18 protein-coding genes and 1 riboswitch are annotated in these 21,598 nt (G+C 68.4%); of the genes, 3 read left to right on the forward strand and 15 right to left on the reverse strand.

Annotation, left to right across the window (positions count from 1 at the left end):
• Window positions 1-10: 10 nt before the first annotated feature.
• The 5 genes from ACFFRH_RS33830 to ACFFRH_RS33850 all read right to left on the reverse strand — a co-directional run bounded on the left by ACFFRH_RS33830 (window position 11) and on the right by ACFFRH_RS33850 (window position 2,683).
• The gene (locus ACFFRH_RS33830; RefSeq protein ID WP_344744016.1) at window positions 11-838 is read right to left on the reverse strand and encodes an aspartyl/asparaginyl beta-hydroxylase domain-containing protein; all 828 of its coding nucleotides are present in this window, start codon (window positions 836-838) and stop codon (window positions 11-13) included.
• 157 nt (window positions 839-995) lie between these two features.
• The gene (locus tag ACFFRH_RS33835) at window positions 996-1,325 is read right to left on the reverse strand and encodes a hypothetical protein (RefSeq protein ID WP_386161473.1); all 330 of its coding nucleotides are present in this window, start codon (window positions 1,323-1,325) and stop codon (window positions 996-998) included.
• Window positions 1,322-1,690 (reverse strand): hypothetical protein, encoded by a 369-nt coding sequence (locus ACFFRH_RS33840; RefSeq protein ID WP_386161475.1) that lies wholly within the window; start codon window positions 1,688-1,690, stop codon window positions 1,322-1,324. Before ACFFRH_RS33840 ends, ACFFRH_RS33835 begins: the two co-directional genes overlap by 4 nt.
• Complete coding sequence (locus ACFFRH_RS33845; RefSeq protein ID WP_344744014.1) at window positions 1,674-2,114, reverse strand: hypothetical protein; 441 nt, start codon at window positions 2,112-2,114, stop codon at window positions 1,674-1,676. The genes ACFFRH_RS33840 and ACFFRH_RS33845 overlap by 17 nt, the downstream gene beginning before the upstream one ends.
• Complete coding sequence (locus tag ACFFRH_RS33850) at window positions 2,111-2,683, reverse strand: hypothetical protein (RefSeq protein WP_344744013.1); 573 nt, start codon at window positions 2,681-2,683, stop codon at window positions 2,111-2,113. Before ACFFRH_RS33850 ends, ACFFRH_RS33845 begins: the two co-directional genes overlap by 4 nt.
• Before the next feature lie 279 nt (window positions 2,684-2,962).
• Between ACFFRH_RS33850 and ACFFRH_RS33855 the strand changes: the two genes are divergently transcribed.
• Both ACFFRH_RS33855 and ACFFRH_RS33860 read left to right on the forward strand, forming a co-directional pair.
• Complete coding sequence (locus ACFFRH_RS33855; protein ID WP_344744012.1) at window positions 2,963-3,709, forward strand: GntR family transcriptional regulator; 747 nt, start codon at window positions 2,963-2,965, stop codon at window positions 3,707-3,709.
• Between the two features lie 32 nt (window positions 3,710-3,741).
• A complete protein-coding gene (locus ACFFRH_RS33860) occupies window positions 3,742-4,830 on the forward strand; it encodes an alanine racemase (protein WP_344744011.1) in 1,089 nt (362 codons plus the stop codon).
• Between the two features lie 208 nt (window positions 4,831-5,038).
• On the opposite strand, the gene ACFFRH_RS33865 is transcribed toward ACFFRH_RS33860, so the two are convergent.
• The 6 genes from ACFFRH_RS33865 to ACFFRH_RS33890 form a co-directional block, all read right to left on the reverse strand.
• On the reverse strand, window positions 5,039-5,989 hold the full coding sequence (locus tag ACFFRH_RS33865; protein WP_344744010.1) for a TIM barrel protein: 951 nt from the start codon (window positions 5,987-5,989) through the stop codon (window positions 5,039-5,041).
• A gap of 376 nt (window positions 5,990-6,365) precedes the next feature.
• On the reverse strand, window positions 6,366-8,873 hold the full coding sequence (locus tag ACFFRH_RS33870) for an ATP-dependent Clp protease ATP-binding subunit (RefSeq protein WP_344744009.1): 2,508 nt from the start codon (window positions 8,871-8,873) through the stop codon (window positions 6,366-6,368).
• A 279-nt stretch (window positions 8,874-9,152) separates the two neighbouring features.
• On the reverse strand, window positions 9,153-9,485 hold the full coding sequence (locus tag ACFFRH_RS33875) for a histone-like nucleoid-structuring protein Lsr2 (protein WP_012895497.1): 333 nt from the start codon (window positions 9,483-9,485) through the stop codon (window positions 9,153-9,155).
• Between the two features lie 508 nt (window positions 9,486-9,993).
• Window positions 9,994-10,473 (reverse strand): hypothetical protein, encoded by a 480-nt coding sequence (locus tag ACFFRH_RS33880; RefSeq protein ID WP_344744008.1) that lies wholly within the window; start codon window positions 10,471-10,473, stop codon window positions 9,994-9,996.
• Between the two features lie 304 nt (window positions 10,474-10,777).
• The gene (locus ACFFRH_RS33885) at window positions 10,778-11,851 is read right to left on the reverse strand and encodes an RDD family protein (protein WP_344744007.1); all 1,074 of its coding nucleotides are present in this window, start codon (window positions 11,849-11,851) and stop codon (window positions 10,778-10,780) included.
• A gap of 228 nt (window positions 11,852-12,079) precedes the next feature.
• Window positions 12,080-12,634, reverse strand: a complete 555-nt coding sequence (locus ACFFRH_RS33890; RefSeq protein WP_344744064.1) for an amino-acid N-acetyltransferase — start codon at window positions 12,632-12,634, stop codon at window positions 12,080-12,082.
• 435 nt (window positions 12,635-13,069) lie between these two features.
• Window positions 13,070-13,217, forward strand: a riboswitch (cyclic di-AMP (ydaO/yuaA leader).
• Window positions 13,218-13,222: 5 nt separating this feature from the next.
• Between ACFFRH_RS33890 and ACFFRH_RS33895 the strand changes: the two genes are divergently transcribed.
• Window positions 13,223-14,272 carry a C40 family peptidase gene (locus ACFFRH_RS33895; protein ID WP_344744006.1) on the forward strand — a complete coding sequence of 350 codons (1,050 nt, stop codon included), beginning with the start codon at window positions 13,223-13,225 and terminating at the stop codon, window positions 14,270-14,272.
• A gap of 242 nt (window positions 14,273-14,514) precedes the next feature.
• On the opposite strand, the gene ACFFRH_RS33900 is transcribed toward ACFFRH_RS33895, so the two are convergent.
• The 4 genes from ACFFRH_RS33900 to ACFFRH_RS33915 all read right to left on the reverse strand — a co-directional run bounded on the left by ACFFRH_RS33900 (window position 14,515) and on the right by ACFFRH_RS33915 (window position 21,226).
• Window positions 14,515-14,715 carry a helix-turn-helix domain-containing protein gene (locus ACFFRH_RS33900; RefSeq protein ID WP_030905642.1) on the reverse strand — a complete coding sequence of 67 codons (201 nt, stop codon included), beginning with the start codon at window positions 14,713-14,715 and terminating at the stop codon, window positions 14,515-14,517.
• A gap of 1,361 nt (window positions 14,716-16,076) precedes the next feature.
• A complete protein-coding gene (lysX, locus tag ACFFRH_RS33905) occupies window positions 16,077-17,579 on the reverse strand; it encodes a bifunctional lysylphosphatidylglycerol synthetase/lysine--tRNA ligase LysX (RefSeq protein WP_344744004.1) in 1,503 nt (500 codons plus the stop codon).
• A 309-nt stretch (window positions 17,580-17,888) separates the two neighbouring features.
• Entirely contained in the window at window positions 17,889-18,671 is a 783-nt protein-coding gene (locus tag ACFFRH_RS33910; RefSeq protein WP_344744003.1) for a type III pantothenate kinase, read from the reverse strand.
• A complete protein-coding gene (locus ACFFRH_RS33915; RefSeq protein WP_386161481.1) occupies window positions 18,671-21,226 on the reverse strand; it encodes an L-aspartate oxidase in 2,556 nt (851 codons plus the stop codon). Before ACFFRH_RS33915 ends, ACFFRH_RS33910 begins: the two co-directional genes overlap by 1 nt.
• Window positions 21,227-21,598: the final 372 nt, after the last annotated feature.

Consider the following 21,598-nt stretch of genomic DNA (forward strand, 5'->3'; position numbering starts at 1 on the left):
GTGTCCCTTCTCACGCGGTGAGGCCGAGCAGGATGGATTTCCGACTCCGCCATTCCTGGGCGATGTCGGGGGTACCAATGGCGTCGTACATGTCGCTGATCAGGTCGTAGGTTCCGCCCTCGGGCAGGGAGTGCTTGAAAAACAACCGCAGTAAGTGCTGCTCGGCGGCCTTGGGGTATCCGAGCCGGGCGAGGGATGTCGCCTTGTCGAGCTGTTGCTGAAGCGATTCGCCGTGCAGGGGCGGCAGGTGGCGAACGTAGTTACCAGGAAGCTGCTGGCCGGCGATGAGGTCGTCGAGTTCAGGGCTGGCGTAGCAGTCGAGGATCAGGTGGATACGGGTAGGCCCGTACAGGTTGCAGGCGCCGTGAACGAAGGTCGGAGTGAGCCTCCACAGAGCACCGGCCGCCAGATGTACAGCAGACCCGGCCAGGACCAGAAAGGCCGAAGGACTGGTGACGATGGGGATGTGCAGGCGGTAACGCTCGACCGATCGCAGCTCTCCGTAGTCGCGGTGTTCCCACAGGAAGGAGCCGGGAGTGAGTCTGGCGATTCGTGCCCACATATAGCGGAAGCCGAGACCGGACAAGAGCTGTTTCGTGGCGGGCATCGAGGCGAGCACGCTGGTCTCGATCGGCTCGCAGTCGGTGATGGTCACGTCGGTGGCCACGCCGCTGGCGTTCAGCAGCGACAGCGTCCCCCAGCCTCCGGACTGGTAATCGCCGTACTCGGTGACCCACCCGTCCGGAACCGTGAGCGTCTCGTGGCGGACACGCTCCAGAAGCGCGGCATCGAGGGCGCCACTGGTGCAGGCGACTTGCTGAGTGAGCAAGGTGGTCATGGTGGAACCTCCCCTTACACGTGCGGCTCTTTGGCCGCTGGATGTACGCGGTTGGTTGTGTCCGTCCCTACGGGCGGCCCCTGGTGGCGCACCACCGCCCGCAGGAAGTTGGGGCGGACAGCACCGGAGATCAGGTATCGCCGTGCTGTCACGTGGCTCAGGGCGGATCTATCGGTTCGGCGTAGTGCTTGCCGAGTCGTCCAGCGATGCGGCGCGCGACCTGCGGCACGTCGTCTGTCGGCGCCTGGTCGACAGGCCCCTGGAGGAAGCAAGCTCCCCAACAGAAGATCATGCCCGCCTGATCAGCCCATACGGTCAGCTCAGAGCTGATCACAAGGCGAGGCCTGCCCTCGTCGTAGGCGATCTCTGGGTAGATGCGGTGGGCGTGTAGTTCGGTGCGCAGGTGTTTGACGGCGCTGATGGCACCGAGGCGCCAGGTGGTCGCGCTCAACTGGTCGCCTGCCAGGGGGTTGAAGTACGGGATCACGGACGCCTCCTTTTCCACGACGAGAAATGTGGCTTCGGGACTTGCTCGGCACGCGCCGAGGGCAGGGCGCGGGGACGAGGAAAAAATCCCGAGGTCATCGGGAGTGGCGGGTTCGGGCTGGCCACGTCGGAGGGCAGCGTGGCGCCATGCGGTGAAATCCGCCGCAGGCCGACTTCGGTCAGCTGCATGAGGTTCCACAGGGCGGTGGCGCTTTGCGCGTAGACGATGCGGCACCCCTGAGGGTCGGTGCAGTTCCATGCCTCGAAGCGACGGTGGCGCAGGCTCCAGATGACGAACCAGGCGGGCGCGTGCTGTTGGACCTGTTGAGCGGCTCGGGCCGCGTCGAGGTCAGCGAGGGTCAACATGCTCGGCCCCGATCACATCGCCCAGCAGGGGTAGCCCGCCGCGCACCACGTCGGTGGCCTCCCGCGCGCTCAGGATGGCATGGTGTTCGGCGAGCTGGGCGGCGGCTTCGGTCAGAGTGAGCGCGGAGCTGAGGATCGGTGCTCCGGCGTGATTGAGTTCGGGGCTGGTCCACCAGAAACCTTCGCCATCGGTGTAGGCCAGCAGCCCGTAATGAACGGACACGATGGCGTTGCCGGAGGCGAACTCGTGGACATCGGCCACGATGCCGTGGAGGTCGGCCAGAAGAGCGGCCAGGTCCTCGGCGTGCCGCACGGGAGACGGCCGTTTGGCGGTGGGCGACAACGCGGCAGTGATCGTTCGAGCGGCAGGACTGCTGTCGCGTCGGCTGGTGGGGGCGTCGCCCCGTTCCGGGGGCGCGTTCATGCCGCGACCTCCTGACGATACGGAGCGAGCAGGAAAGAAGGGAGGGAAGTCGGCGGGTGACCCCGGCCGAGGGCGACGGCCGACCTCGGCTGGAGGATCCGGTGCAACTGACGTCGTTCACTCGCGTCGGGAAGGTGGGCGGACTGCTGGAGCACAGCGGTCCGGCGCGGGGATGTGTGCTCGTGCGCGCGAGCCACGACACGGGCTCGGCGGTGGGCGCGCGGGTCGCGGGCGAGCGTTAGGCGGGCCGCGCGGTCCTGCCGGGGCTCGACGAGGCGGGGGGCGGGGCGGGTGTTCGAATGAGGGAAGGACAGGGGTGGGCGCTTGGGCAGTGGCGTCGGCGCGGCCGAGGCGGGTTGTTCAGGACGGCGCTGCGCGGGCACGAGGGGGATGACCTCGGCGTCGACGAACGCTTCGGAGGCGGGCAGCGGAATGCCGAAGCGCCAGGCCTCCAATCGGACGGCCATCAGTTCCCTGGACGGCTGGGCATAGTCGTGGTCGACGGCGCCCTGGCCGGGACAGCCATGCGCGTAGGGGGCGTGCCCGCAGAGGGCGCAGCCCATCGGCATCGGCGAAGCCTCGGCAAAGCAGCCGCAGCCGATTGCCGCAGTTCGGTCGAGACTCGGGGCATTAGGGTTGTTCACGGGTCAGGAGTGCCTTCCTGATCAAGGGCCTGTTCGGTGTTCTCAGCACCTGGCAGGCCCGATCTTTTCTCTGACAGCTCAAGGCGGTACTCTAAAAGACAAACGTTTAACGTCTCCAGCTTGGCGCGGTCGAGACCCCACGTCAAGAGATGACAAACGTTTAACCCTTATGCTGAGGTGTCAGCGAGAGAGGAAAGCCGGATCGTGAAGTTCACATACAGGGACATAGCCGAAGACCTACGTAAATCAATCCGGAGTGGAACCTACGCTCCTGGTAAGACATTGCCGTCCGAAACAGCCCTCGCTGCGGACTACGGCGTCTCTCGTAGTCTGGTGAACAAGGCGTTGCAGCTCCTGGCCGTTGAAGGCCTGGTACGTCCCCGACAGGGAGACGGAACCCGAGTGACTTGGCTTCCGCCGCTGTCGCGGTCCGGCGCCCGCTATCGGCGCGACACGCGTGAGCACGAAGGAGCGAAAGGGGCGTTCGACGCTGAGATCCGTGCCATCGGCCTGGAACCACAGCATGAGATCTCAGTTACACGAATGCCCGCTCCGGACGACATCTCCGTCCTTTTTGGCCTCTCGGAGATCACCGTAGTGCGCAGGTCACGTCGCCTGCTTGCCTCCGGCATACCCGTCAGCCTCGTTGTTTCCTACATGCCTGCTGACATCGCGGTCGGCACGGCGCTTGAAGAGCCTGAGCCGGTGATCGTCGGAGGCATCAAGTCCCTGTACGCCAGTCTCGGCCATCCTCAGGTGGAGGCAGACGAACGGATCTTGGTTCGCCTCCCAACCGACGAAGAGGCGGAGAAGCTGGAGATCAGTGCCGAAAGGCCGGTCTTCGACATTCTTCACACGGGGCGCACGGCCGACGGCCGGACCGTGGAGGTGACCACGACCGTCACGCCTACCAGCTACCTGATCATCGAATCCACGTTCCCTCTCGCCTGATCCTCGGCATCCCACATCCATCGGAGATTTTTGTGGACGCTCTCACCGTAAGAGCCCGTGAGCTGGCGGCGGCCGGAAGGCTGCCCGCCTATGTGTACGGCCTGGCCGCCCTGGACGCGCACGCGGCGGCGGTGCGGGCGGCGCTTCCGGGAGTCGAGCTGTACTACGCGGCGAAGGCCAACCCGGACCCGGAGTTGCTGCGGGTGCTGGCCCGGCACGTGGACGGGGTCGAGGTCGCCTCCGGTGGCGAGCTGGAGCATGTGCGGGGTGTGCTCCCCTCGGCCAGGATCGCGTTCGGCGGCCCCGGCAAGACCGACGACGAGCTCCGGCTCGCCCTCGATCACGGCGTCGAACGGCTGCACGTGGAAAGCCCGAACGAGTTGCGCCGCCTGATCGCCACCGGGCGGGAGGCCGACGTGCTGCTCCGCGCCAACCTGGCCCTCTCGCTGGGGGACGTGGCCCTGGCGATGGGCGGCGGTGCGACCCCCTTCGGCATGGACCCGGCCGGCGTCGAGGAGTGCCTCGCGCTCCTGGATCGCCAGGACGCGGTGCGCCTGCGCGGCGTTCACGCCCACCTGGCCAGCGGCCTGGACGCCCCGCGCATGCTGGAGGTCGCCGACGGCGTGCTCGGCTACGCCCGTGGTCTTGGCCTGACCGAGATCAACCTCGGTGGCGGCATGGCCGTCGACTACGCCGACCCCGGCGCCGTCTTCGACTGGGAGACCTACGGCAAGGGCCTGGCGGGGCTGCGCCGCCCCGGCGAGACGCTGCGTGTCGAGCCCGGCCGGTCCGTGTCGGTCTACTGCGGGCGGTACGTGACCCGTGTGCTGGACGTCAAGCGGGTCCACGGCGAGTTGTTCGCCATCGTGGCGGGCGGGACCCACCACATCCGCACGCCCGCGACCAAGGGCCACGATCAGCCGATGGTCATCGCCGAGGAGGGCGAGCCGGTGACGATCGTCGGCCAGCTCTGCACTCCCAAGGACACCCTCGCGCGCCGGGTCCCGGCGGCTCTGGCGACCGGCGATCTGGTGCAGTTCCTGATGGCCGGCGCCTACGCCTGGAACATCTCCCACCACGATTTCCTGATGCACCCGCATCCGGAGTTCTCGTACGTCTGAGGTGTGCCGTCCCGATGCCGCGAAAGCCCTCGGCTCTTCCTGGAGCCGAGGGCTTCGACGTTTTCCCGGTGATGAGCGCCGTGGCACGGAGAGATCAGGACACCTCTCTCGGAGCCGTCCGGCGCCGAGGGCGGTGAGTCCGCCCTCGACATCGACACGACAGGGCACCGAGCGAGGATCGACACGACGGGGCGTCGAGCCGGGAGGGTCAGGCGGCGAGGCGCAGGCCGAGGGCGGTGAGGCTGGTGCGAGCCCAGTCGAGCTCCTCGGCGATCATGTTGACCAGGGCGCCGGGGCCCCTGGTCCGCAGCGGCACGGCCAGGTCGTGGGTCTCCACCTCGATGTGCGCGGTGCCGTTCACCGCGCCGGAGAGCATCGCGGTGAGGGTGTCCTCCAGCACCGGCCGGGTGCTGGGCAGCTCCTGGCAGGCGGCGGCCATGTGGTTGTGCACGTGGCCGAGCTTCACGACCGGGGCCCCGGTGTCGGCCAGGCCGCGCAGGGCGGCTCCGGGCTCCTCAGAGCCGCCCGCGAGGTAGCAGGCGTCCAGGCAGATCCCGAGATGCTCGGAGTCGATGCCGCCCACCCGGTCGAGGGCCTGTTTGGTGGTCTCCAGCACGCATCCAGGCCACGGCTCGAAGCCGACCCTGATCGTCTTGCCGGTGACGCTGTGCAGCCCGCGCAGCTCGCGGGCGAGGCGCTCCAGCCGTCGCGAGGCGATCGAGTGCAGGTCGGCCGGCCAGTCGCGGCGCCAGCCGATGGGGATGGTGGAGATGCTTCCGAAACGGACGTCCTCCGGGAGCAGGAAGGCCAGGATCTTGGCCAGGGCCATCGTGTAGCGGTAGCGCTCGGGCTTGGCCCAGTCGGGACCGGGGACCTCCTGGTTCCTGCCGCCGGTGCCGTTGAGGCTCACGACCTCCAGGCCGCGCTCCTCCAGGGAGCGGCGCAGGCGCACCAGCTCGATCCTGTCGGCGGTGAGATGGTCGGCGACGCTCGGGGAGAGCCAGAGGCCGACCCCCATGCGCTCCACCCCGAGGCGCTTGCGCACCGGCACCGCGTATCGCGTCAGGTGCGCGATGAGGTTCTCCAGATCCTCGGCGGGGTGCACACCCGCGTTGTAGGCCAGGTGAACGAGTGTCCCGTCCTCGTGCCGCAAACGCATGTGTGCCTCCAAGGCGTGCTTTCCGTGTGAGCGTCCCCGATGGCTCCGTGCCGGTCGTCGAGGGCGGCGTGAGCCGGGGCTCTCCCTGCCGGGAGCTCGACCCGGTCGTCCGAAGCATCCCGCGCGGGCACCGACCTCCGCGTCACTCCCGGAGCTGATTCCTCGGTACGTCGCTGGGCTGACCTCGATACCGCTCTCAGCGCAGTTCGTACAACGCTGAGATCATCTGGGTGGGATTAACCGAACTCGCTCTACAGAGTGTAGTACTACCTGTGGTGGCGAGATACCGTCTTTGGTAACAAATAAGCAGACCCCGCCGTGAGTCTCCTCACTGCGGGGTCTGCTCCCTGCCTGATCAGGCCATGCCTGGTCGTTCCTAGTTCTGGATCGGCTCCGCGATGGCGGCGGCCGAGTCGGGAACCTGGTCGACCGGCGCGTTCTCACCGATGAAGGTGAACTTCGCGTTCTCGCCCTCGCCCTCGATGCCGATCTTCACGATCTGGCCGGGACGGAGCTCGCCGTACAGGATCTTCTCGGACAGGGTGTCCTCCAGCTCGCGCTGGATCGTGCGGCGGAGCGGGCGGGCGCCCATCACCGGGTCGTAGCCACGGTCGGCCAGCAGCTGCTTGGCCTCCTGCGTGAGCTCCATCCCCATGTCGCGGTCCTTCAGACGCAGGCCCACCTGGGCCAGCATCAGGTCGACGATGCGGATGATCTCCTTCGGCGTGAGCTGGTGGAAGACCACGATGTCGTCGACACGGTTGAGGAACTCCGGCCGGAAGTGCTGCTTGAGCTCCTCCTGGACCTTGGACTTCATCCGGTCGTAGTTGGACTCGGCGTCGTTGTTCTTCGCGAAGCCGACGCCCTGACCCTTGGAGATGTCGCGGGTGCCGAGGTTCGTCGTCATGATGATGACGGTGTTCTTGAAGTCGACCACCCGGCCCTGGGCGTCGGTCAGGCGACCGTCTTCCAGGATCTGCAGCAGCGAGTTGAAGATGTCGGGGTGGGCCTTCTCGATCTCGTCGAACAGGACGACCGAGAACGGCTTGCGCCGCACCTTCTCCGTCAGCTGCCCGCCCTCCTCGTACCCGACATAGCCGGGAGGCGAGCCGAACAGGCGGGAGACGGTGTGCTTCTCCATGAACTCCGACATGTCCAGCATGATCAGCGCGTCCTCGTCCCCGAACAGGAACTCGGCCAGCGCCTTGGACAGCTCGGTCTTACCGACACCGGACGGGCCGGCGAAGATGAACGAGCCACCCGGACGGCGCGGGTCCTTCAGACCGGCGCGCGTACGGCGGATCGAGCGGGACAGACCCTTGATGGCGTCGTCCTGACCGATGATCCGCTTGTGCAGCTCGTCCTCCATGCGGAGCAGTCGCTGGGACTCCTCCTCGGTGAGCTTGAAGACCGGGATGCCGGTGGCGGTCGCCAGGACCTCGGCGATGAGCTCCTCGGTGACCTCGGCGACGACGTCCATGTCGCCGGCCTTCCACTCCTTCTCGCGGCGCTCGCGCTTGAGCTGGAGCTGCTTCTCCTGGTCACGCAGCGCGGCGGCCTTCTCGAAGTCCTGCGCGTCGATCGCGGACTCCTTGTCGCGCCGCACGTTGGCGATCTTCTCGTCGTACTCGCGGAGGTCCGGCGGCGCGGTCATGCGGCGGATGCGCATGCGCGAGCCGGCCTCGTCGATGAGGTCGATCGCCTTGTCGGGCAGGAACCGGTCGCTGATGTAGCGGTCGGCCAGCTGGGCGGCGGCCACCAGGGCGCCGTCGGTGATGGAGACGCGGTGGTGTGCCTCGTAGCGGTCGCGCAGGCCCTTGAGGATCTCGATCGTGTGGCTGAGGCTGGGCTCGGCCACCTGGATCGGCTGGAAGCGCCGCTCGAGCGCCGCGTCCTTCTCCAGGTGCTTGCGGTACTCGTCGAGGGTGGTGGCTCCGATGGTCTGCAGCTCGCCTCGGGCCAGCATCGGCTTCAGGATGCTCGCGGCGTCGATCGCGCCCTCGGCGGCACCCGCGCCGACGAGCGTGTGGAGCTCGTCGATGAACAGGATGATGTCGCCTCGGGTGCGGATCTCCTTGAGGACCTTCTTCAGCCGCTCCTCGAAGTCACCGCGGTAGCGGGAACCCGCCACCAGGGCACCCAGGTCGAGGGTGTAGAGCTGCTTGTCCTTGAGGGTCTCGGGCACCTCGCCCTTGACGATCTTCTGGGACAGGCCCTCCACGACGGCGGTCTTGCCGACGCCGGGCTCGCCCACCAGGACCGGGTTGTTCTTGGTCCTGCGGGACAGGACCTGCATGACCCGCTCGATCTCCTTCTCCCGGCCGATGACCGGGTCGAGCTTGCCCTCGCGAGCGGCCTGGGTCAGGTTGCGGCCGAACTGGTCCAGCACAAGGGAGGTCGACGGTGCGGCCTCGGTCGGCCCGCCCGCGGCGGCCGGCTCCTTGCCCTGGTAGCCGTGGAGCAACTGGATGACCTGCTGCCGGACCCGGTTGAGATCGGCTCCCAGCTTCACCAGCACCTGGGCGGCGACGCCCTCGCCCTCACGGATGAGGCCGAGCAGGATGTGCTCGGTGCCGATGTAGTTGTGGCCTAGTTGCAGGGCCTCGCGGAGCGAAAGCTCAAGGACCTTCTTGGCACGCGGGGTGAACGGAATGTGCCCCGACGGCGCAGACTGACCCTGGCCGATGATCTCCTCGACCTGCTGACGCACACCTTCAAGACTGATGCCGAGGCTCTCCAGAGCCTTGGCGGCAACGCCTTCACCTTCATGGATCAAGCCAAGAAGAATGTGCTCCGTACCGATGTAGTTGTGGTTGAGCATCCGGGCCTCTTCTTGGGCCAGGACGACAACCCGCCGTGCGCGGTCGGTGAACCTCTCGAACATCTCGTCGCTCCTCACAGAGCGGTCAGGCAGGTCCGGGATATCCGAGCCCTGTCATCCCGCATGGTAGCCCCGACCCGGCGACCGCTCTATGCAGAAGACGTTCCCCGAGAGCAGGGCGTTCACCCTCCATCCAACTACTTACGAGGGGCGGGATGTTCCCGCTACGCCGCAAGCGAACGGCGTTTGTCTGTCGGCGAAACGCATCATGCGGTCATGGCCGCCACCGGACCCCACCGTGACCGCCATAACCGCATGATTCACTCGATCCGCTGGGCCGATCTAGTGAGCCGCTTCGTACTGCTCGACGATCTTGGAGGCGATTCGACCGCGCTCGCTGACATTAAGGCCGTGGGACTTCGCCCACGCCCGGATGTCGGCGCTCTTCTCTCGCGTGAGCGCCCGCGCTCCGCCTGCGCGGCGGCGGCGGGGAGCCAGGGCGCCGGACCGGCGGGCGCTCTGCACGAAAGGCGACAGGGAGTCACGGAGCTTCTTCGCGTTAACGTCACTCAGGTCAATCTCATAGCTGGTGCCGTCAATCGCGAAGGCGACAGTCTCATTGGCCTCGCCCCCATCGAGGTCGTCGATGAGAATCTCCTGGATCTGCTTGGCCATCTACACAATCCTTTCGCGGGTATTGTTTCATTCGCAAGCTAAACATATACCCGGGATCGAAGAGCGGCAATTCCAGGAGCCCGGCGATTCTCACAGGCAACCGAGACTCGCAGTCGAGGCTCCCGTGGATCAGCTCTTCTGCGACTCGGGGTCGGGTCGTTTTGCCGGACGCCGGCCGACGGCTTCACTCCGAAGTAGCTTGACGACTCCGAAGATGAAGGCCCCGCCGACGACCGCCGGGGGTATCAACGCGGACAATACGTCGTACATTCGTCCTCGCTCCGCACCGTGGGTGGCTTTCTGGGGACCATGGAAATGTGGCGGCGACTCCCGGGTCGCGCAGGCACGCCCGATCGGTCTGGAACCGCCCACAGATGACCATAGCGCCACCGACCGGCGACGTGCGTCAGCAGGGGCGACCATGTCCGTCTCTCTCCAGCCTAATGCTTCTCTCCAGCCGCCTTACCGGTTGCGGTCGTAAAGCCGCGAGGAAAAACCGACAGGGCGATCAGGTGATCATCGCCGTCTCCGTAATACCAATGACCGCCGGGTTCCCGGCCGCCGCGCCGTCAGCCTCCTCGCGCCGAAACCCCTGGTGGAAGGGACCTGCCCGCCGGGACGAACGGCGCCCCGCCGTGGAACCGGAGATCGCCGCGAGCGGGTTCATCACGGGAATGCCCGCCGTTGACGGAACGCCCGGACGGAGAGCTGCTCGCTTCATCACCCCGGTGTGGACCGATGTGACGCAAGCGTATGGAACAAGACGGATCTTCAACACTTTCTCGCCAAGAGTACGACCCGCTCTGGCACGGAGTACATAGTCGTAGACCGTATAACCACCAAACGCGATGAGCCCCTCGGACAACCCCGCCAACACCACGCGCCCCCGATCCGGATCCGTAAGAAGGCCTTCACCGGCTGTCCTGAACGCGCGGCGGAAGGCGAAGAAGAGAATCAGGCACGGGGGCGCCGAGGATGCCGGAGGCATGCCGAGCCGACCATTCGGTGAGTAGTGCGCGAACCCCCGACGGCGGTGGATCCGGCATTGACGCCTCATAGGAGACCCACGGGCACGGGTGAGCCCGTTGTGGGCACCGTACGCGAATATTCCGGCGAGCGGGGCGAGACTCGGTCATAAGTTCCCCTACGTTGCTCAGGGCGCGGCAAATGGTTTTGCGCTTCCGTGGCCCTGGACCCCGAGACCCATACGGAGCCCCTAAGGCCCCTCGTTTTCTCACCCGTACGCGAAAACGGGGCCGGCGGTTCAACCGCCGGCCCCGTTATTCAGGGAACTACTTGATCTTGACGACGACCGTCCCGGCCACCTTGTCGTGCAGGGCCTGCTGCAGCGGCTTGTCCCACAGCAGCCACAGCACGTTCACGAGGGAGAAGATATTGGCCGCGTAGTTCAAGAACGGAACCCAGCTCAGGAACTGCGGGCCGAAGAGCACTCCGGCGCGCTTGAGCGCCACGTCGGAGCTGAGCCCGCCGGGCGGCAGGGCGCCGCCGACCGGCACGACCTTGATGCCCATGACCATCTTGCCGACCGTCTGGCCGCCCCGGGTGAGCATGAAGAACTCGTAGGCCACGTAGATCGCCCCGGTGATCAGGGCGGTGAGCAGGCTGGCGAGGAATACGCCACCCGGCTCCGTGAAGGCGCCCGTCTCCGTGTTGAAGCTCGCCTGCGTCACGATGACGGCGGTCAGCACCGCGGTGATGATCAACATCGGGATCACCAGGATGACCCCGTCGATGATCCTCGCCACCAGGCGCTGCCACCACTCGGCGAGCGGGGCGGGGGCCCCGGGGGGGCCGCCGTACGGCTGGCCGTAACCCTGCTGGCCGTACGCGGGCTGCTGCTGGCCGTAGCCCTGCTGCCCGTAGTCGGGCTGCTGACCGTAGCCCTGCTGCCCGTACTGCTGCTGCCCGTAGTCGGGCTGCTGGCCGTAACCGGGCTGGGGCTGCTGCTGCCCGTAGTCGGGCTGCTGGCCGTAGCCGGGCTGCTGCTGGCCATAACCCGGCTGCTGACCGTACCCACCCTGCTGGCCGTAGCCCTGCTGCTCGTGGGAGGACTGCTGACCGTAGCCGGGCTGCTGACCGTACGCGCCGGTCCCGCCCTGCTGGCCGTACCCCTGCTGCTGGCCGTAACCGGGCTGGGGCTGCTGCTGCCCGTAGTCGGGCTGCTGGCCGTAGCCGGGCTGCTGACCGTACGCGCCGGTCCCGCCCTGCTGGCCGTAGCCGGGCTGCTGGCCGTACCCGCCCTGCTGGCCGTATTCGGGCTGCTGGCCGTAGCCCTGCTGCCCGTATCCGGGCTGGCTCTGCCCTGGGCCGGTGTTCGGCTGTGAGGCCTCCGACCTGTACCCCACGACTGTCACGTCGGGGTCGAGTCCGCCAGGGCCTCGACCCGCGTTGTGCTGTCCGTAATCCGGCTGTCCCGACGGTGTGCGATCGCGGTCGGGATCATCCTGTGGATACGGCGGCTGTCCGGTGCTCACCGCGTCACCTCACTTAGACTGCGCATGTGGCAAATGTCAGACGCACATGCATGCTGCTGCACAAGGTATCGACATAGGTATCAACAGTCACCTTTCCGATCAGTCAGCTCTAAAGTCATCAGAGTCGGGCTCGCGTGTCAGATGCAGCAGCATCCGGGTGTTTCCCAAGGTGTTGGGCTTGACGTGTTCCAGATCGAGGAACTCCGCCACACCCTCGTCGTAGGAGGCGAGAAGCTCGGCGTAGACCTCCGGGGCGACGGGTGTGCCCTGGATCTCCCGAAATCCGTGCCGCGCGAAGAAGTCGACCTCGAAGGTCAGGCAGAAGACCCGGCGCAGGCCCAGGTCGGCGGCCGTGCGAATGAGCGCGGAGACGATCCGGTGGCCGATTCCCATTCCCCTGCGGGTCGGATCGACGGCGACGGTGCGGATCTCGGCCAGATCCTCCCAGAGGACGTGGAGCGCTCCGCAGCCGATCACCTCCCCCTCCGCGTCGGTGGCGACCCAGAACTCCTGGACGTCCTCGTACAGGGTGACGGTGGCCTTCTCCAGCAGGCGCCGGCCGACACCGCCGTAGGTGTCGACGAGCCGCCTGATGGCCCGGACGTCCTGGGTGCGGGCGCGGCGGACCGTGACCTCGGAACCCGTCCCCGGCACGGGCGAACCCTGCTCCGCCCCCGCGGATTCGGCGCGCCGCTCCCCGTCGCCGGGGGCGTGAACAACCGGCACGGGAGAATGCTCAGCAAGCTGCTCCATGACCGTTCAGCGTACGTCCTCACGGGTCTTCAATTACGGCTCACCCTTAACTCCCAGCTCGCGGGCCGCACATGACCCTTGGCAGTCGCTTTACCACGCTCGGTACACGACGCCTCCAGTGTGCCGTAGCTCACCTTTGGCACGGTCCCGGAGCTGGGAAGACCTTCGTCACACGCGTCGCACAGGAGGCAAAGGCAGCGTAACGGCCATGTTGATCATATTGAGGTGTGATCTTTTCGTGACACCTCGGTTGCGAAACCTCTACTGAATTCGCAGTTCTGGTTGAGCAGGAACCATAGGTGCACTAATCTCCGTGCTCGATGTCAGAGACGTAAAAAGCCTGACCCGCCGAATCCTCGCACGTGGGGAACCGGGGACCCACCACGTCCTCCGGGGTGAATCCGAGTGCCACCGGCGCACCCGGTAGGGCTGCCTCCGGCCCGAACCCGTCAGCTAACCCGGTAGGCGGCCGAGGAGAGGAGCCTGTTGGTGAAGCGCACGCGCGACCACGGAGGAGAGCACGCGGGTCACGACGCCCGCGGCCGCGAACGCGCGCCACGAGGGCTGCGCCGTCGCATGGCGGTCGTCGGCCTGGCATTCGCCACCCTGACCCTCGGCACCCCGCTGGTGGCGGCCACCGCGGACCCCGAGCCCAGCCTCCAGCAGCTGGCCAAACAGGCGGAGAAGCTGCAGCAGGAGATCGGCGTCCTCGCGGAGCGCTACAACGGCGAGCGGGTCAAGCTCAAGCAGGCCCAGCGGGCCGCGGAGAGCGCCAAGAAGACTCTCGCGTCGAGCGAGTCCGAGCTGGCGTCCCGTCGCACCAAGGCCACCCTCCTGGCCCAGAGCACCTACATGTCGGGCGGCCTGAACTCCGGGCTCGCCTTCACGCAGGCCACCGATCCCGACACCTTCCTCGACCAGGCGACCACCAACTACGCGCTCCAGCAGCAGCAGAGCGAGGAGGTCGCCCAGGTGAGCCGGGCGATCGAGGCCGCCGAGCGGGCCCAGGCCAGCGCCAAGGCCAGGACCGCGGAGGTCAAGAAGATCCTGGCGGAGATCGACGGCAACCGGACCAAGATCGAGCGGCTGGTCGACCGGGTCGAGAGCGACCTGTTCAGCGAGGTGCGCACCAGGGCCGTCAGCAACAGGGGCGCCCGGGTGAAGACGAACGTGCCCATCGTGGGCAGCGGCAAGGCCGCGGAGGCCACCCGCTGGGCGCTCACCCAGCAGCTGAAGCCGTACGTCTGGGGCGCCGAGGGCCCCAACTCCTTCGACTGCTCCGGCCTGGTCATGTGGGCCTACCAGAAGGTCGGCATCAGCCTGCCGCACTACACCGGCGACCAGTGGACCGCGGGCACCCACGTCTCCAGGAACGAGCTGCGCCCCGGCGACCTGGTCTTCTTCTACAGCGACCTGCACCACGTCGGGATCTACATCGGTGCGGGCCTGATGGTCCACGCTCCCCAGACGGGTGACGTCGTCCACATCACCACGATCGACAACCGGCCCTTCGTCGGAGGCGTCCGCATCGCCGCCTGAACCGGCGCCCGAACCGCCGCCTGAACCCGGCGTCCGAAACGGCATCTGAACGGCATCTGAACCGGCATCGCCGATCGGATCCGCGTACGGCGGAACCGGGGACGCGCACGGTCGCATCGGGGACGCGCACGGCAGAGCCGGGGCGTCCGCCGGATCGGATCGGCGTCCACCCGTGTCCGGGCCGCACACATGTCCGGCCCGCACGCGTGTCCGGCCCGACCTGCCGGACACGCGGCGGTGTGTCAGATCAGGCGGCGACGGGCTGCCCAGGCCACGGCCTCGATCGCCGTGGCGACGCCGATGCGGTCGCAGATGCCTCTGAGCCTGCGTCTGACCGTCCGGCCGCTGATGTCGAGGCGACGCCCCACCCGATCGACCGTGACACCCTTGGCGAGCTCAGCCAGCAGCACGAGGTCGTCGTCGCTGAGACCGATATCGCTCATGCCCAGGGGGCTGTCGCCATGGCGTGAATCCACTTCTGGATATGCCATCAAGAGTCACTCCCCCCACTCTGGAAACCGGGTGCGAGACGCCGGAAATGAATACCGTCCGCCAGGAACGGTAAACGCCTTGTTCAAAGGTCGTCAAGTTCCACTCTTCATAGCGTGCGTCCAGTATTGACATAGCAGGCGCTACGTGAAGTACTCATGATATGTCAGTGCCTTTGCGGCTATGTCATGATCGAGCGCAGGCACGAGCCGGCAAGCACCCCCTGGCTGCGGTGACCGAGGTCCTGGCAGAACAAGGTTTCGCCGGAACCACCGCTCCGCCGGTCACCTCGAAGCCACCCTCTCGGGATCCGGACCGCCCGCATTTCTCGGAAAAAATTGATCTCTTCCCGACGCCCTCCGGCGACCACGCCCCCGCTACCTTGACGGCGCACCGTGAAAAACGCGGAAATATGAGGGACAAGCGTACAGCTTTGCGGCATTCGCGAAGTACCGTGCGGCGGGGGCGGGATGTCCGGGCGATATTGGACATACAGGAAAGGGACTTCTGCCCCATACGGAAATGCGTCCGGTATTGCGCGGAACCATGAGCCCGACGGACATTTCCGGCCCGCCGGGTCAGCCCCGGCGCCTCGGGGCGCTCCCACGAGGACCCACCCGATGCGCGGGGTCCCACGGGGCCCCGCCCCGCCGCCTCGGGGCGTTTGCCGCGAAGGACGGCCGGGAGACGGCGGGAACGGCCTTGAGGCGTTTCCCGTGAGGGACGGACCGGAGACGATCGGGGAATCGCCTTTCACCGCGACCAGGCCGCGCGCGGCTCACACTCCCGGTTCACGCCCAACGGCGCGAGATCGCGTCGTGACGGCCGCGGGCCGGGCCGGCCGACGAGGAGAACGCCGATCGGCAGGGGGAATCGGCAGGGGGAGAAGAGAGGGCAGAGGGGACGGTGACGGCGCCGCCCCGCGCGGCAGATCAGGCTCCTGGGCGTCCCCGCCGGGCTCTCGGGCGCTCCCCGGACCCGCTGGTCCCGGCCGGACCCGCGCGGGACCGGCCGGGCCACAGCCCGATTCCGAGCGGGCCGGGACCCGTTCCCGAGCGGTGACCGAGGTGGCCATCCGGCCCCGTTCCCGGCACGCCCCTGCCCGGGAGCCCGCCGTCTCCGTCCAGGGGCGCGCCGTCGCCAGGAGGCGACAGGATGACCGGAGCGACCCGGGCCGACCGGGCCGACCGGGGCGACCGGGGCGACCGGGGCGACCGGGGCGACGCAGCCTCTCATGGCGGTGGCGCCGGGCCTGACAGTGTCAGGCCCGGCGCCACCGCACCGGTAGAACGTCCTTCCGCACCGCCCGCCGGACTCAGGCGGTCGGCTTGACCAGCGGGAACAGGATGGTCTCGCGGATGTTCTTGCCGGTGAAGGCCATGATGAGGCGGTCGATGCCGAGCCCCATGCCACCGGTGGGCGGCATCGCATATTCCAGGGCCGTGAGGAAGTCCTCGTCAAGCTGCATGGCCTCGACGTCGCCGCCCGCGGCGAGCATGGACTGCTCGGTGAGACGGCGGCGCTGCTCGATCGGGTCGTTCAGCTCCGAGTAGCCGGTGCCCAGCTCGGTGCCGAAGCCGATCAGGTCCCACTTCTCGGTGAGGAGCGGGTTGTCCCGGTGGATGCGGGCCAGCGGGGAGGTCTCCAGCGGGTAGTCCATGACGAACGTGGGCTGGACGAGCGTGTGCTCGACGAGGGCCTCGAAGATCTCCTGGACCAGCTTGCCCTGACCCCACTTGGCGTCCCAGTGGATCTCCCGCGCGTCCGCGAGCTTGCGGACGCGCTCCAGGGGCGTCTCGGTGGTGACCTCCTCGCCCAGGGCCTCGGAGACCGACCCGTACAGGGTGATCCGCGGCCACTTCGCCAGGCCGAGGTCGATCTCCTGGTCCTCGTGGACGACCACGGAGTGACCGAGGGCGGCCACCACGGCCTTCTGGATCATCCGCTGGGTCAGGTCGGCGATGTCGTTGTAGTCGAGATACGTGCCGTACGCCTCCAGCATCGTGAACTCGGGGTTGTGGGTGGAGTCGGCGCCCTCGTTGCGGAAGTTGCGGTTGATCTCGAAGACCTTCTCCAGGCCGCCGACCACCAGCCGCTTGAGGTAGAGCTCGATCGCGATGCGGAGGTAGAGCTCCATGTCGTACGCGTTGATGTGGGTCTTGAAGGGCCTGGCCGTGGCTCCGCCGTGGATCGGCTGGAGCATCGGCGTCTCGACCTCCAGGTAGCCCTCGTCGTGCCAGAAGTCGCGGACGGCCCTGACCACCGCACTGCGGGTGAGGGCCATCTTCCTGGCCTCGTCGTTGACGATGAGGTCGACGTAGCGCTGGCGGACCCGCGCCTCGGGGTCGGTGAGCCCGGCGTGCTTCTCCGGCAGCGGGCGCAGGCACTTCGAGGTGATCGCCCAACGGTCGGCGAGGATGGACAGCTCGCCCCTGCGGGAGGTGATGACCTCGCCCTCGATGCCCACGTGGTCGCCGAGGTCGACGTCGCGCTTCCACGCGGCCAGGGACTCCTCGCCCACCCTGTCCAGGGAGATCATGACCTGGAGGTCGCCGGAGCCGTCGCGGAGGGTGGCGAAGCAGAGCTTGCCGCCGGTCCTGGACAGCATCACGCGGCCGGTGACGCCCACTTTGTCGCCCGTCGCGGTGTCAGCGGAGAGATCAGCGTATTTCTGGCGGATCTCGGCGTTGGTCGCGGTGCGCGGGAAGTTCACCGGGTAGGGGTCGACGTCCTCGGAACGGAGGCGGTCGAGCTTCTCCCGGCGCACGCGCATCTGCTCGGGCAGATCTTCGGCGGGATTCGTCACGTCATCGGTCACAGTTCCAAAGGGTACCGATGCGGCGAACCTCGTGAGTTCGCCGGTCGTACGGCACCAGAGCCGGTCGCGCCGCACGAGAACCGGTCGGGCGGCGCGGGAACCGGTCATGCGGACACGAGGAACCGATCAGCGGACACGAGGAACCGATCGGGCGGCGGAGAGAGCCGGTCCGCGACACGAGGAACCGGTCGGGCGGCACGGGAGCCGGTCCCGCACGGTGCGCCCCGGCGCCGTGCGATGTGCCTCGGCGCCGTGCGGCACGTCGTGCGGCGCGGGGAGGACTCCTCCTCCGCGCCGCGGTCGCCGCCCTCAGGGGGCGTTGCGGTGGTAGATCAGCCGCAGGCCGATCAGCGTGAGCCAGGGCTCGTGCATGTCGATCGAGCGCGCCTCGCTCACCACGAGCGGCGCCGCGCTGCCGGTGGCGACCACGGTGACGTCGTCGGGGTCGGCGGCGAGCTCGGCCGCCATCCGCTCGACGATCCCGTCCACCTGACCGGCGAAGCCGTAGATGATGCCGGCCTGGAGCGCCTCGACGGTGTTCTTGGCGATCACCGAGCGGGGGCGGATCAGCTCCACCTTGTGCAGCTGCGCCCCGGCCGCGGCGAGCGCGTCCACCGAGATCTCGATGCCGGGGGCGGTCACCGCGCCGACGTACTCCCCCTTGGCGGAGACGGCGTCGAAGGAGGTCGCGGTCCCGAAGTCGACGATGACGCACGGCCCGCCGTACAACTGGATGGCCGCCAGCGCGTTGACGATGCGGTCGCTGCCGACCTCCTTCGGGTTGTCCATCCGGACCGGGACCCCGGTGCGGACGCCGGGTTCGACGATCACCGCGTTCACGTCGCCGTAGTAGCGGCGGCACATCTCGCGCATCTCGTTGAGCACCGAGGGGACGGTGGAGCAGATCGCGATGCCGTTGACGTCGGCGCCCTTGAGCAGCGGCGACTGCCCGAGCAGCCCCTGGAGCACGACGGCGATCTCGTCCGCCGTGCGCCGGGCGTCCGTGGCTATCCGCCAGTGCTCGATGACGTCCTCGCCCTCGAAGAGCCCGAGAACGGTGTGAGTGTTGCCGACGTCGATGGCAAGCAGCATCAATTCCCCCGAAGGTCCAAGGCGATGTCCAGCGCCGGCGCCGAGTGCGTGAGCGCGCCCACGGCAAGGTAGTCAACACCTGTTTCGGCCACGTCACGAGCGACCTGGAGGGTCAGTCCCCCGCTGGACTCCAGCCGTGCGCGGCCGGCCACCAGCCGTACGGCCCGTGCCAGCTCCTCGACGGTGAAATTGTCCAACAGGATCTCCTCCGCTCCCTCGGCCAGCACCGGTTCGATCTGGTCGATCCGATCGACCTCGACCTCGATCGGCAGGCCGGGGTAGGCGTCGCGGACCGCACGGAACGCCTCGGCGACCCCGCCCGAGGCCACCACGTGATTGTCCTTGATCAGCGCGGCGTCCGAAAGCGACATCCGGTGATTGGTTCCGCCGCCGCACCGGACGGCGTACTTCTCCAGGGCCCGCAGTCCGGGCAGCGTCTTGCGGCTGTCCCTGATCCGGGCGCCGGTCCCCTCGACGGCCGAGACCCAGCGGTCGGTCAGGGTCGCGATGCCGGACAGGTGGGTGAGCAGGTTGAGCGCGGTGCGCTCGGCGGTCAGCAGGTCCCGGGTGAGGCCGGTGACGGTCATCAGCACGTCGCCCCCGGCGACGCGCTCACCGTCCTTGACCCTGCGCTCGGTCACCAGGCGGCCCTGGCTGAGGTGGGAGAACGCGCCCTCGGCCACGGCGAGCCCCGCGACCACGCCGTCCTCGCGGGCCACCACGTCGGCGGTGGCGGTCTGGTCCGCGGGGATGGTGGCGGCGCTGGTGACGTCGCCCTCCTCCCGCAGGTCCTCGGCCTCGGCGGCCTCCAGGATCGCGGTCACCACCGCCGGGTCCAGGCCCGCCTCGACCAGGTCGTTCTCCACCTGGGGCGGCAGGGCGGTCACGCGGCGCCCGTGCGGTACGTATGTCATGGCGGGTCCCTCCGTTGTCAGGGTGGTGTCGAGGTGGCCCAGCCACCAGGCGTCGTCGCGCTCGGGAAAGTCCTCCCGCCAGTGCGAGCCCCGGGTCTCCCGGCGTTCGCGGGCGGCCGCCACGAGCGCGGAGGCGACCGTCAGGAGATTCGTGGTCTCCCAGGACTCGGTGCACGGCTCGACCGTCACCGGGGTCCACCTGAGGTTCAGCAGGGCCCTGGCGACCTCTCCCAGGGACTCCTGGCCGCGCAGCACGCTCGCCCCCCGGCTCATGTGCGCCTGGATCCTGCTCCGGGCCCTGGGGTCGATCAGGCCGGTGGGCCGGTCGTCGGGAACCGGCTCGCCCGCCACCGGCGTCGCGTTCCCGGCGTGTACGGCCCGTACCGCGTGGATGTCGGCGGCGATCCGCCCGGCGAAGACCAGTCCTTCGAGCAGGGAGTTGGAGGCGAGCCGGTTGGCGCCGTGCACGCCGGTGCACGCGACCTCGCCGCACGCGTACAGGCCGGGCACGCTGGTACGGCCGCGCAGGTCGGCGCGGACGCCGCCGCTGGCGTAGTGGGCGGCGGGCGCGACGGGGACGAGCTGGGTGACCGGGTCGATGCCGTGCTCCAGGCAGACCGCGTGGATCGTCGGGAAGCGGGTGCGCCACTTCTCCTCGCCGAAGTGGCGGGCGTCGAGATAGACGTGGTCGGCGCCGGTGGCGCGCATCCGCCGCATGATCGCCTTGGCTACGACGTCGCGGGGGGCGAGGTCGGCGAGCTCGTGCACGTCCTTCATGAACCGGGTGCCGTCCGCGTCGACCAGCACGGCGCCCTCGCCCCTGACCGCCTCGGAGACGAGCGGCTGCTGGCCGGTGGAGTGCTCGCCGAGCCAGAGGACGGTCGGGTGGAACTGGACGAACTCCAGGTCCCTGACGACGGCGCCCGCGCGCAGCGCGAGCGCCACCCCGTCGCCGGTGGAGACGACGGGGTTGGTGGTGGCGGCGTAGACCTGTCCCATGCCGCCGGTGGCCAGCACCACGGCCCCCGCCGTGACCGCGCCCACCCCGTCGCGGTCGCCCTCGCCCATGACGTGCAGGGTCACCCCCGCGGTATGGCCCTCGGCGTCCTTGAGGAGGTCGAGGACGAGCGCGTGCTCGATCACCTCGATCCCCGCCTCCGCGACGGCCTGGACGAGCGCCCGCTGCACCTCGGCACCGGTGGCGTCGCCGCCCGCGTGCACGATGCGGTCGCGCCGGTGGCCGCCCTCCCTGGTGAGCTGGAGCGCCCCCGAGTCGTCGGTGTCGAACCGGGCGCCCACCGCGATCAGGCCGCGCAGCGCGTCGGGCCCCTCGGTCACCAGGATCCGGACGGCCTCCTCGTCGCAGAGTCCCACTCCGGCGACGAGGGTGTCCGACAGGTGTTCCTCGGGGGTGTCCCGCGGGTCGAGCACGGCGGCGATGCCGCCCTGGGCCCAGCGGGTCGAGCCGGACGACAGGACGTCCTTGGTGACGACCAGGACCTTCGCCCCGGGGTCGAGGGCGACGTACCGCAGCGCCAGGGTGAGGCCGGCGACGCCGGAGCCCACCACGACCACGTCCGCCCGTACCGTCCAGCCCGGAGCGGGAGCGGTCAACCTCTGGGGAATGGCCGGGATGCTCATAGCCGCCTCCTCGCGGGGTTCATTAGAGGCTGTTCATTTCGTCAGTGTGACGATAACGCGGCCCTCGAAGCGGCTGTTCCCCGGGGTAGGACATTTCGCCCGAACCTTGAAATCACCGCAGTTCGGGGACGCCCCCAGCGACTCCCCGGCCGCCACTCACCACAGACCGCGCATCGCCCACCACGGGCCCCGCGCCGCCCACCACGGACCGCGCACCGGTCGCCACGTGTCGCTCACCGGTCACCCGTCGCAGGTCACCGGCGATCACTCATCGGTCTCCTCCGGCCACTCGCCGGTCACCGCCGCCCGCTCGTCGACCAGCGGTCAACCGGCGGTCGGTCAACCGGTCGATCGGTCGTCGGCCACCGCTCA

Source organism: Streptosporangium vulgare, assembly GCF_042428775.1.
In the GTDB taxonomy this organism is placed as follows: Bacteria; Actinomycetota; Actinomycetes; order Streptosporangiales; family Streptosporangiaceae; genus Streptosporangium; species Streptosporangium vulgare.